10 protein-coding genes are annotated in these 11,729 nt (G+C 74.0%); 1 reads left to right on the top strand and 9 read right to left on the bottom strand.

Going from position 1 to position 11,729, the window contains the following annotated elements; translation table 11 throughout:
- The 9 genes from ABD091_RS08250 to pdhA form a co-directional block, all read right to left on the bottom strand.
- The coding region (locus tag ABD091_RS08250; RefSeq protein ID WP_343917256.1) for an AfsR/SARP family transcriptional regulator at positions 1 to 966 on the bottom strand (966 nt) is incomplete at its 3' end.
- A 111-nt stretch (positions 967 to 1,077) separates the two neighbouring features.
- Positions 1,078 to 2,307 (bottom strand): serine/threonine-protein kinase, encoded by a 1,230-nt coding sequence (locus ABD091_RS08255; protein WP_343917258.1) that lies wholly within the window; start codon positions 2,305 to 2,307, stop codon positions 1,078 to 1,080.
- Positions 2,308 to 2,360: 53 nt separating this feature from the next.
- A complete protein-coding gene (locus tag ABD091_RS08260) occupies positions 2,361 to 3,140 on the bottom strand; it encodes a DeoR/GlpR family DNA-binding transcription regulator (protein ID WP_343917260.1) in 780 nt (259 codons plus the stop codon).
- Positions 3,141 to 3,159: 19 nt separating this feature from the next.
- Complete coding sequence (gene pdxA / locus ABD091_RS08265) at positions 3,160 to 4,203, bottom strand: 4-hydroxythreonine-4-phosphate dehydrogenase PdxA (protein ID WP_343917262.1); 1,044 nt, start codon at positions 4,201 to 4,203, stop codon at positions 3,160 to 3,162.
- Between the two features lie 23 nt (positions 4,204 to 4,226).
- A complete protein-coding gene (locus ABD091_RS08270) occupies positions 4,227 to 5,546 on the bottom strand; it encodes a four-carbon acid sugar kinase family protein (protein ID WP_343917264.1) in 1,320 nt (439 codons plus the stop codon).
- 4 nt (positions 5,547 to 5,550) lie between these two features.
- The gene (locus ABD091_RS08275) at positions 5,551 to 7,014 is read right to left on the bottom strand and encodes a GntP family permease (RefSeq protein ID WP_343917266.1); all 1,464 of its coding nucleotides are present in this window, start codon (positions 7,012 to 7,014) and stop codon (positions 5,551 to 5,553) included.
- Between the two features lie 120 nt (positions 7,015 to 7,134).
- Positions 7,135 to 8,583, bottom strand: a complete 1,449-nt coding sequence (locus ABD091_RS08280; protein WP_343917268.1) for a dihydrolipoamide acetyltransferase family protein — start codon at positions 8,581 to 8,583, stop codon at positions 7,135 to 7,137.
- Between the two features lie 11 nt (positions 8,584 to 8,594).
- On the bottom strand, positions 8,595 to 9,578 hold the full coding sequence (locus tag ABD091_RS08285; RefSeq protein ID WP_343917270.1) for an alpha-ketoacid dehydrogenase subunit beta: 984 nt from the start codon (positions 9,576 to 9,578) through the stop codon (positions 8,595 to 8,597).
- Positions 9,578 to 10,738 carry a pyruvate dehydrogenase (acetyl-transferring) E1 component subunit alpha gene (gene pdhA / locus ABD091_RS08290; protein ID WP_379189450.1) on the bottom strand — a complete coding sequence of 387 codons (1,161 nt, stop codon included), beginning with the start codon at positions 10,736 to 10,738 and terminating at the stop codon, positions 9,578 to 9,580. Before pdhA ends, ABD091_RS08285 begins: the two co-directional genes overlap by 1 nt.
- A gap of 245 nt (positions 10,739 to 10,983) precedes the next feature.
- Between pdhA and ABD091_RS08295 the strand changes: the two genes are divergently transcribed.
- A complete protein-coding gene (locus ABD091_RS08295; protein ID WP_343917272.1) occupies positions 10,984 to 11,706 on the top strand; it encodes a hypothetical protein in 723 nt (240 codons plus the stop codon).
- Positions 11,707 to 11,729: the final 23 nt, after the last annotated feature.

The raw sequence follows: 11,729 nt of genomic DNA on the forward strand, positions 1-11,729 counted from the left end.
GTCGACCCACGTGACCGGGTGACCCGCGGCAGCGACCTCGTCGGCGAGCGCGGCAGCCAATCGGCGGGCGCCGGCACCCACGGGGCCCCGCAGCACGACCCGTCGGCTGGAGCCGTCCTCCGTGGCGCGCCACGCCTCGCGCAGCGCCTCGAGCTCGCGCTCCCGGCCGAGCATCGGGGTGCCGGGGTCGCGCAGGGCGTCGGGCAGCTCGACGACCACCCGGTCGAGGGTCGGGTCCTGGGCCAGCACGCGCGCGTGCAGCGACCGGAGCTCGGGGCCGGGGTCGATGCCGAGCTCGTCGGCGAGGACCCGCCGGGCGCGGTCGTAGGCGCCGAGGGCGTCGGCCTGCCTGCCGTCGCGGTAGAGACCGGTGACGAGCAGCGCCCAGGCCCGCTCGCGCAGCGGGTGGGCGGCGACCAGACGCTCGAGCTCGGGCACCGCGACGCGGTGGCGTCCCAGCTCGAGCTCGGCCGACCACCGCTCCTCGGCCGCGACCAGCCGCAGCTGCTCGAGGCGGGTCGCCTCCGCGGCCAGGACCGACGCCGAGTCGAGGTCGGCGTACGCCCTGCCCCGCCACAGGTCGAGCGCCTCGCGCAGCATCGGCGCCCGCTCCGCGGGTGGCGCCTGCCCGGCCGCGGCGACGAGCCGCTCGAAGCGCCCGGCGTCGGTGTGGTCAGGGGTGAGCGCCAGCCGGTAGCCCGCGCCCTCGGTCACGAGCAGCCTGGGCGACCCGCTGCGGTCGGGCTCGAGCGCGTTGCGCAGCCGCAGCACGTAGGTCTGGAGCGACTTGGCCGCCGTGCGCGGCGGTTCGTCCTCCCAGAGCGCCTCGACGAGCTCGGCCACCGGGACGGTGCGAGGGGCATGGGCGACGAGCACGGCGAGGAGCGCCCGCTCCTTGGCACCACGGATCTCGACCGGGCCGCCTCCCCCGGTCACCCGCAGCGGTCCCAGCACCGCGATGTCCACGGCCTCACGGTAGGTCCAGACAGCCACGCGCGACCCCCACTTCACTCCGACTACCTCAGGTGGAGGATCCCGGGACCCGGTCGCGCTCCGGTCGCAGCGCGGTCGCGGGCACTAGTCGAGGCTGACGCAGGCGGCGGTGGCGTCGGCGGCGTCGGCGGCGACCCGGCGGGACAGCTCCGTCATCGGCACGTCGCCCCGGAACTGCCACGCGCCGTCGAAGAGCCCGTCGGCGGCCATCCGGTCGAGACCGGAGCGCTCGACCCACTCCTCCGCGGTGCAGCGCGCCTCCTCGTCGGTGAGCCCGCCGCGGTCGACCAGGTCCTCGGCAAGGCTGTCGACCGCGACCGCGCGCGGGTCCGCCGGCGCGGTCGTCGCGGGCGGTGCGGGTGCGAGGTCGGGACCGGTGCCGGTGTCCGGCCACAGGGCCACGACGGCGACCACCGCGGCGGCGACGGCGAGGCCGGCCACGACCAGCGGGGCCGTACGCCGCCGTGCGGGCTCGTCGGGCAACGTCGCCGCGTGGCGCAGCGCGTCGCGGACCCGGCCGGCGTCGGCCTCCCGGCCGGCCGGGTCCTTGGCCAGCGTGCGGCGGAGCACGTCGTTGACGGCCGCGGCGCGCGGCGCACGGCCGGGGAGCTGGGGCACCGGCTGCTCGCGGTGGGCACGGACCAGCTCGTAGTTCGAGCTCCCGGCGTAGGGCGGCGCGCCGGTGAGGGCGGCCCAGAGCAGGCAGCCCAGCGAGTAGGCGTCGGACGCCGGCCCGGCCCGCCCGCCGGTGTGGAGCTCGGGCGCCATCCACGACGGGGTGCCCGCCGTGCCGGTGGGACTGGCGTGCGACGGCTCCTGGTCGAGGCTGCGGGCGAGGCCGAAGTCCGTGAGCAGCGCGGTGACCCGGTCGCCGTCGCGGTGGAGCAGGACGTTGGCGGGCTTGAGGTCGCGGTGGACGAGGCCGGCGGCGTGGGCGTCGGCCAGCCCCGCCGCGACGTCGGCGGCGATGCCGAGCGCGGTCACGGCGTCGGGGGCGCCGTGGTGGCGGAGCATGGCGCCGAGGTCGCCGCCCGCGACCAGCCGCGTGGCGAGCCAGAGCCGGCCGTCGTGCTCACCGTGGGCGAGCACGCCCACGACGTGCGGCGACTCGAGGGCGGCCTGCGCTCGCGCCTCGCGCGTGAACCGCGCGCGGAAGCCGGGGTCGCCGGCGAGGTGCGGCGAGATCAGCTTGAGCGCGACGCTGCGGCCCAGAGCTGTGTCGACCGCCTCGTGCACGACCCCCATCCCGCCGCTGCCGATCCGCCGCCCGAGCCGGTAGGGCCCGACGACCGACCCCACCCCGATGTCTCCCACGGGCACAGTCCTACCCGAGGACGGCCGGGCCCACACCCGACGCTACCCAGGGATCAGGGTGCGACGACCTCGACGCCCTCGCTCGCAGCAAGGCCGGTGGCGTCGGTGACGAGCGTCCACGGTCCGGGCATCCGGGTCCACGCGGGGGCGGCGGCGTCGAGCTTGGTCACGTCGGCGAGGACGACGGTGCGCCGGGCGACGCCGGCGACCTGCTCCTTCAGGGCCGTCTCCTCCACGGTCGGCTCCCCCACCCCGCGGAGGAGGTCCACGGCGTCCGCGCCGAGGAAGGCCACGTCGAAGGACATCCGCTCCAGCGCCAGCGTCGCCAGCGGCCCCACGAGGCCGTGGCTCATCCGCCGCAGCCGGCCCCCGACGAGCTCGAGCTCGACGTGCTCGGCGTCGGCGAGCGCGAGCGCCGTCTCGAGCCCGCGGGTGACGACGGTGAGCGGGCCCAGCGACTCGTCGGCCGCGACCAGCCGGGCCAGGGCGCCGCAGGTCGTGCCGGCGTCGAGGAACACCCGGCCGCCGGCAGGCACCAGCGGCCGCGCCAGCCGGGCGATCGCCTGCTTCGCCTCGACCCGCACCCGGGCGGAGTCGCCCACCGAGCGTTCGTGGAACGGCTCGGTCGCCAGCGCGCCACCGTAGGTGCGCGCGACGGCGCCCTCCTCCCGCAGCCGCGCGAGATCACGGCGGACGGTCGACGCGGACACGCCGGTCTCGGACACGAGGTCGTCGACCGACGTGACGCCCTCGCGAATCAGCCGCAGGAGCGCCGCGTGGCGCGCACGGGTGGCCGAGCGCTGGGTCGGACCCTCGGTCGGGCTGTCGCTCATGGGCAGAAAGGTAGAGGCCTCAGGCGCCGTACGCCTCGCGCATCCGCGGCACGAAGGGGGCGTAGTCGACCGCGGCGAGGTAGGCCGAGCGCATCGTGCCGTGGTCGGCCTTGCCGGTGCCGGCGATGTCGAAGGCGGTGCCGTGGTCGACCGAGGTGCGCAGGATCGGCAGTCCGACGGTCACGGAGATGGTGCCGTCGAAGTCGAAGGTCTTCGCGGCGATGTGGCCCTGGTCGTGGTACTGCGAGAGCACGCCCTCGAAGCGGCCCTCGAGGCCCTGGTGGAAGACCGAGTCGGCCGGGATCGGGCCGTGCACCGGCAGGCCCTCGGCGCGCAGCGCCTCGCACGCCGGGATGATCTCGTCGAGCTCCTCGCGGCCGAAGGCGCCGTTCTCGCCGCCGTGGGGGTTGACCGCGGCGACCGCGAGCGTCGGGGAGTCGACGCCGTAGACCTCGAGCGCCTGCAGCGCCCGGCGGATCGAGTCGACCTGCTTGTCCTGCGTCAGCTGGTCGAGCGCCTTGCGGAGCGAGACGTGGCGGGTGGCGAAGAAGATCCGCAGGTGGTGGTCGGGCTGCTGGCGGGAGCGGACGACGAACATCGTGTCCTGCTTGGTGACGCCGGTGAGCTCGCCGAGCATCTCGGTGTGGCCGAGGTGCTCCGACCCGCTGGCCCAGATCGCCTCCTTGTTGATCGGGCCGGTCACGACGCCGTCGACCTCGCCGGCCATCGCGGCCTTCGTCGCCACCTCGATGGCGACGACCGCGGCCTTGCCGGCGGTCGCGTCGACCTCGCCCCACGCCAGCTCCTTGCCGTCGAGGACGCCGATGTCGAGCACGTCGACGACGCCCTCGCCGGCCGAGGGCGTGTCGAACCCGCTGACCTCGCGGACCTCGACGTCGAGACCCGTGGCCTCGACGGCGCGGCGCACGGCGACGGCGTCGCCGACGGCGATTCCGTGGTGGTCGGAGGCGCCGGCGTGCTCGGCGAGGGTGCGGACGGTGATCTCGGGGCCGATGCCGACGGGGTCGCCGACGGTGAGGGCCAGCACGGGTGTCTTGCTCATGGGTTCTCCTCCGGGAGTGGGGTTCAGTGTGCCCGGGTGCGGGCGGGCGGGACGTGGCGGCGGCGCGCCTGGGCGGACTGCTCGAGGAACGCCAGGCAGGCGACGGCGGTGTCGTCGTCGCCGACGAGACCGCCCTTGGTGACGACGGGCAGGCCGGACCAGGGCCCACCCACGAGGTTGCCGGCCACGGCGAGCGGCACCACCTCGTCCGCGACGTCGAGGCCGTCGGCGGCGAGCTCGCCGAGGCACGCGGCGGCGAGGTCACCGCCGGTCAGGTAGAGCCCGTCGACGCGCTCGGACTCCAGCGCCCGGCGCGTGGCGCGGGCGAGGACGGCCGGCACCTCGGCGCGGGCCTCCTGGTCGAGCAGGTCGTCGTCGTCGAGGGCCGAGGCGAGCAGCACCAGCTCCCCGCCGGCGGCGTCGGCGAGCGCGCCGTGGAGCGCGGTGGTCGTGGCGTCGGCGTCGGGACGGCCGTCGCCGTCGAGCACGAGCCGCACCAGGCCGACGGGGCGGCTGTCACGGACCCGGCCGAGCTGGCGGCGGGTGAGGTCGGTGGCGCTCCCGCTCACCGCGAGGTAGGGCGCCGCGTCGACGTCCCCGCCCAGCCCGAGCGCCCGCGCCATGGCGACCGTGAACGGCCCGGGATCGACGCACAGCCACGTGACGTCGGGGACGAGCGCGGCGGCCGCCGCGATCCGCTCGACGTGGTCGAGGGTCAGCGCGTCGGCGACCACGATCCCCGGCGCGGCGGCCGCGTCGGCCAACGCGGCCGTGAGCGCCTCGGCCGGACCGGTCACCGCCTCGAGCGGCAGCGGTCGCACGGGGAGGTCGGTCTGGGCGGCGACGAGCTCCGCGACCTCCGAGCGCGACACCGGTGACCTGGGGTCGCGGGCCAGCTCGGTCTCCTCCAGCCGGCGGCCACCGAGCAGCTGCACCCCGGCGACGGTCTGGCGCTGCGCCTCGGGGTGGGCGGGGACGCAGAGCGCGACGACCCGGCCACCGGTCAGTCCGGCGAGCTCGTCGAGCAGGGCCTCCGTCGTCGCGCCCACGTTCCCGCGCAGGGTGGAGTCGATCCGGTTGGTGACCAGTGCGGCGGGCCAGCCCGCGCGCAGCGCGCGTCGTACGTCCTCGGCGGCGTCGACCGGGTCGGCGTGGCGGTTGTCGCCGGAGACGACCACCGCGTCGAAGCGGCCGGCGAACTCGGCGACCAGCTCCGGGTGGTGGGCGTCCGCGACCGTGACGGCCCGGAGGCCGGCCCGTGAGAGGCCGGCCGCCGTGGCGTTGGCGCCGGTGAGGTCGTCGGCGACGACCAGCACCGTGCGCGCGCCGGGCTGCCCGGTCACGGGGTCAGAGCACCCAGCCGGCGAGCAGGACGAGCGGGATCGAGCCGGCCCACGCAGCGGTGGTGATGCCCGACCAGCCCTTGAGTGCGGCGATCCCGTCGAGGCCAGTGAACCTCGTGACGACCCAGAAGTAGGAGTCGTTGAAGTAGCTGAACACCATCGAGCCGGCGCAGCAGGCGAGGGCCGCGGCCAGCGGCGAGAGGCCCAGGCCCACGACCAGCGGCGCGGAGACCGACGCCGCCGTGATCATCGCGACGGTGCCGGAGCCCTGGGCGACGCGGACGAGCGTCGCGATCAGGAACGGCACGAGGATGCCGGGCATGCCGGTGGAGGCGATCGCCTCGGCCAGCGCGTCGCCGACACCGGAGTCGCGCAGCACCTGGCCGAGCGCGCCGCCCGCACCGGTGATCAGCAGGATCAGGCCGGCGGAGGCCGCAGCCTCGGCGAGCCAGTTGTTGACCTTCGCGCGCGGGGTCCAGCGCGGCAGCAGGACGTAGACGGCGAGCACGAGGCCGATGAGCAGCGCGACGACGGGGTTGCCGATGAAGGCCAGGGTCGCGGCCCACGTGGAGGGCGTGTAGTCGGCGTTGGGGTCGAGCACGCCCTGCTGGTTGCGGTCGATCGCCGCGGCGGCGGTGTTGAGGACGATCAGCAGCAGCGGCACCAGGAGCGGCAGCGAGGCGACGCCGGCGCCGAGCGGCTTGCGCTCGGGACGACCCTCCTCGTCGGTCGGTCCGGCGTCACCGGCGTCACCGGCGTCACCGGAGGCCGTCGCGGTGGCGGTGCCGCCGGCGGAGCCGGCACCGACGGTCACGGTCCCGTAGACGGCCCGGCGGACCTCCTCGTTGACCTCGGACTCGAGCTGGGGGCCCATCCACTTGGCGTAGGCGACGACGACCGGCAGCAGCAGGAGGGCGAAGGCGAGGCCGACCAGGATCAGGCCGCCGAGGTCGGCGCCGAGGATGCCGGCGACGCCCAGCGGGCCGGGGGTCGGCGGCACGAGGTGGTGGGTCAGGGTCATGCCGCAGCCGAGGGCGAGGGCGAGGGTGACGTAGCCGCCCTGCTTGACCCGGGCGATCGAACGGGCCAGCGGGTTCATGATCACGTAGCCCGAGTCGCAGAAGACCGGGATCGAGACCAGGGCGCCGGTCGAGCCCATCGCCCAGGGCTCCCGGCCCTTGCCGAAGGCCTTGAGGAACGCCCGGGCCAGCGCGTCCGCGCCGCCCGAGACCTCGAGGATCTTGCCGACGGCGACGCCGAGGCCGATCACGATGCCGATGCTGCCCAGCGTCGTGCCGAAGCCGGTCGTGATCGAGGTGATGGTGTCGGTGGGCGCCGAGCCGGCGATCGAGCCGGTGACGAGCGCGGCGATCAGCAGCGCGGCGAAGGCGTCGAGCCGCGTGCGCAGCACGAGCACCACGATGGTCGCGATGCCGACCACGAGTGCGAGCAGGAGTTGCAGGTCCATGAGTTCCTCCAGACGGTGACGGTCGTCACTGTGCCTCAGGGAACCTGCGCAAAGCAAGCATTTCCGGTCACCAACTTGCGCAGATCGCGCAAGTTGGGACCGGAGCACCGGAATTCCGGGTCAGAACAGCAGGGCGGTGGCGGGGTCCTCGAGGATCCCGGCGACGTCGGCGAGGAAGCGGGAGCCCTTCTCGCCGTCGATGTGGCGGTGGTCGAAGGACAGCGCGAGGGTCGTGACGTCGCGCGCCACGATCTCGCCGGTCGCCTCGTCGACCCAGGGCCGCTTGTTGACCGCGCCGAAGCAGAGGATCGCGGACTCGCCCGGGTTGATGATCGGCGTGCCGGCGTCGACGCCGAAGACGCCGACGTTGGTGATCGTGAAGGTGCCGCCGGCCATGTCGCCGGGCTGGGTCTTGCCCGACTTCGCGACCGACACCAGCTCGCCGAGCGCCTCGGCCAGCTCGAGCAGCGACAGCGCGTCGGCATCCTTGACGTTCGGCACGACCAGGCCGCGCGGCGTCGCGGCCGCGATGCCGAGGTTGACGTAGTGCTTGAGCACGACCTCCTGGGCCGCCTCGTCCCAGAAGGAGTTGATCTCCGGCGTACGCCGCGCGGCGAGCATCACCGCACGGGCCAGGACCAGCAGCGGGCTCACCTTCACCTCGCGGAAGTCGCGCCGGGCCTTGAGCCGCTCGACGAGCTCCATCGTGCGGGTGACGTCGACGGTGATCCACTCGGTGACGTGGGGCGCGGTGAAGGCGGAGTCGCTCATCGCGCTCGCCATCATCTTGCGCACGCCCTTGATCGGCTCACGGGTCTCGCGCTCGCCCGCCGCGCGCGGCGTCGGGGCACTGGCGGCCGACGGGGAGGTGGCGCCGGACGCCGCCCCCTCGACGTCCGCACGGGTGACCACGCCGCCATCGCCGGACCCGACCAGCGTGGCCAGGTCGACCCCGAGGTCCTTGGCGAGCTTGCGCACCGGCGGCTTGGCGAGGGTGCGGGTGGTGCCGGGGTCCGCCGGGGCGTCGTGGGCCCGGGCCGCGACCGCCGGCACGGCCGGCTCGTCGGACTCGTGGACCTCGGCGCTCTGGGCGCCGCCGGCCGAGAAGGCTCCCTGGACCTGCATCTGGGTGCTGGCAGCGGCCTCCGAGCGCGGCGACGCCGAGCCCTTGCGGGCGCGGCGGACCGGGCCGCGGTCGGCCTTGTTGCGGCCGACGAGCGACTCGCCCTCGCCGCCGCCGCTGGCGGCCGGGTTGGAGAGGTCGATCTCCATCTCCGCGGCTTCCTCGCCGGGCGTCCTCTCCTCGGCGGCGGGCCGGGCAGCAGGATCGGCGGCACCGTCGCCGATGGCGATGATCGGCGTGCCGACCTGGACCATCTCGCCCTCGGGGACCATCAGCTTCTGCACGGTGCCGGCGTAGGGCGACGGCAGCTCCACGATCGACTTCGCGGTCTCGATCTCGCAGATGATCTCGTTGATCTCGACCGTGTCGCCCTCCTTGACCTTCCAGGAGACGATCTCGGCCTCGGTGAGGCCCTCACCCACGTCGGGCAGCTTGAACTCGCTCATCAGAACGCCCATCAGAACTCCAGGCTCCTGTCCACGGCGTCGAGGACCCGGTCGAGGTCGGGGAGGAAGTCCTCCTCGATCCGCGACGCGGGATAGGGGGTGTCGAAGCCGCCGACCCGCAGGACCGGCGCCTCGAGGGAGTAGAAGCACTCCTCGGTGATCCGGGCCGCGACCTCGGAGCCCATGCCGAGGTTGACGTGGGCCTCGTGGGTGATGACGGCCCGGCCGGTGCGGCGCACCGACTCGAAGACCGGACCCATGTCGAGCGGGCTGAGCGTGCGGAGGTCGATGACCTCGATGCTCTGGCCGTCCGTCGAGGCGGCCTCGGCCGCGGCCATGGCGGTCTTCACCGTCGGGCCGTAGGCCAGCACGGTCACGTCGGTGCCCCGGCGTACGACGCGCGAGGTGAACAGCGGCTCGGGGGTCGCGGACTCGTCGAGCTCCGCCTTGTCCGCGTGGTACTGCCGCTTGGGCTCGAGGAAGATCACCGGGTCGTCGGAGGCGATCGCCTGCTGGATCATCCAGTAGCCGTCGACCGGGTTGGAGCACGCCACGACCTTGAGGCCGGGCGTGTGCGCGAACTGGGCCTCGGGGCTCTCGGAGTGGTGCTCGACCGCACCGATGCCGCCGCCGAACGGGATCCGGATGACCATCGGGATCTTGTAGCGACCCTTGGAGCGGTAGTGCATCTTCGCGACCTGGCAGACGATCTGGTCGTAGGCCGGGTAGACGAAGCCGTCGAACTGGATCTCGACGACAGGGCGGTAGCCGCGCAGCGCCATGCCGATCGCGGTGCCGACGATGCCGGACTCCGCGAGCGGGCTGTCGATGACGCGGTCCTCGCCGAAGTCCTTCTGAAGGCCGTCGGTGATGCGGAAGACGCCGCCGAGCTTGCCGACGTCCTCACCCATGATGAGGACCTTCGGGTCGTCCTCCATCGCCTTGCGCAGGCCCATGTTGAGGCCCTTGGCGAGCGTGATCTTCTGCGTGCTCATCAGTGGCTCCCCGCAGTCTCGTCGAAGGTCTCGAGGTAGGCGGCGAAGCCCTCGCGCTGGGCGCGGATCTCGTCGGTCTCCTCGGCGTAGACGTGGTCGAACATGTCCAGCGGCTTCGGGTCGGGCAGCGCCTTGCACCCCTCGCGCAGGTGGTGGCCGAGCTCGTCGGCCTCGGCCTTGAGGTCGGCGATGAACTGGTCGTCGACCAGGCCGTTGCGGCGGAGGTAGACCTCGACGCGCGCGATCGGGTCCTTGAGCTTCCAGCTCTCGACGTCGTCGCTGAGCCGGTAGCGCGTCGGGTCGTCGGTCGTCGTGTGGGCGCCCATCCGGTAGGTGTAGGCCTCCACGAACGTGGGGCCCTGGCCCTCACGGGCACGCTGCAGCGCGGCCTGCGTGACGGCGTAGGTCGCGAGCACGTCGTTGCCGTCGACCCGCACACCCGGGAAGCCGAAGCCCAGCGCCCGCTGGTAGAGCGGGATCCGGCTCTGGCGCTCGATCGGCTCCGAGATCGCCCACTGGTTGTTCTGGCAGAAGAAGACGACCGGGGCGTTGTAGGAAGCCGCGAAGATGAAGGCCTCGTTGACGTCGCCCTGGCTCGAGGCGCCGTCGCCGAAGTGGGCGATCACGGCCGCGTCGCGCTCGGGATCGCCGGTGCCGACCGCGCCGTCGCGCTGGATGCCCATCGCGTAGCCGGTCGCGTGGAGGGCCTGCGCGCCGATGACGATGGTGTAGAGCCCGAAGTTGTTCTCGTTGGGGTCCCACGCACCGTGGTCGACGCCGCGGAAGAGGCCGAGCAGGTTGAGCGGGTCGACGCCCTTGCAGTAGGCGACGCCGTGCTCGCGGTAGGTCGGGAAGACGAAGTCCTGGGGGCGCAGCGCGCGGCCGGCGCCGATCTGGGCGGCCTCCTGCCCGAGGAGCTGGGCCCAGATGCCGAGCTCGCCGTGGCGCTGGAGCGCGGTGGCCTCGGTGTCGATCCGCCGGGTCAGCACCATGTCGCGGTAGAACCCGCGCAGCTGCTCGGCGGAGAAGTCGAGGTCGAACTCCGGGTGGTGGACGCGTTCGCCCTCGGGCGTCAGCAGCTGGATCAGATCGGGCCCACCGTCCTGCTGGGACGGTCCGAAGACCTCCACCAGGTCGGGGCCGAAGCCGGGGTTGGTCAACCTGCTCTCCTTCGTCGCGGACGGCCTCGCGGGGTCGCCGCGGTCGCCGTGCTGGCACTGCTCCCAGCGCTTGTGACGCGGGACACAGATGAGTGGCACCACCGTACCGACGGGGTCGCGGCGGGTGCCAATCGCCCGTCCCCGCCGGCGGCGGCCCAGGTGTGCCCCGTTGTCCCTCCCCGCCGGGACACCCGGCCCCGCAACCTCGGGCTCACACCCACCACACCTCAGAAGGGAACCCGACCGTGACCACTCACGTCACCACCCAGGTCAGCAGCAGCCACCCCGTCCGCGACGACCACACCGACCGCACCGCCCCGCCCGCCGTCCGCCGCCACCGCGGCTGGGCCCTTGCCGGCGTCGGCGCAGGCCTCTGCGGCATCGGCACGATCACCACCTCCGGCATGGTGAACGCGGTCTACGACCCGGCCCTCGTCGACGACCCGGCAGGGATCACCGCCCGGCTCGCCGAGCAGGTGCCGACGATGTACGCCTTCCACACGTTCACCACGCTCGGCGCGGTGCTGCTCGTCGTCTTCGCCGCGGGCCTCCACCGGCGGCTCGCATCGACGCTGCCAGGGTCGGCGCTCCCGGTGGTCGCCCTCGCCGGCCTGCTGGGAACCGCCGTCGTCTCCGTCCTCGGCAGCGGCCTCGACACCGAATTCATGATGGGGATCCCGATCGAGGGAGCCGTCCAGGACGCCAATGCCGCCATGTACAACCACTGGATCGGCACCATCCCGTGGTTGTGGACCCTGGCGGGCCTCAGCGGTGTCGCGACCTACGTCGCCGGCCGCCGCGGATCCGTACCCCGCTGGATCGGCCGCACCGGTCTCGTCCTCGGTGGCCTGACGCTGCTGCTCGGCATCTCCCCGCTGCAGTACATGGCCGGCATGACCGGCCCGCTGTGGCTGCTCGTCACCGCGATCGGGTTCGCCGCCGGCGACCGCGCCCACCGGCGCGCGTGACCCTCCCCCTGCCCCCGGTCGAC

This window comes from Nocardioides aestuarii (assembly GCF_039527245.1).
Classification (GTDB): Bacteria; Actinomycetota; Actinomycetes; order Propionibacteriales; family Nocardioidaceae; genus Nocardioides; species Nocardioides aestuarii.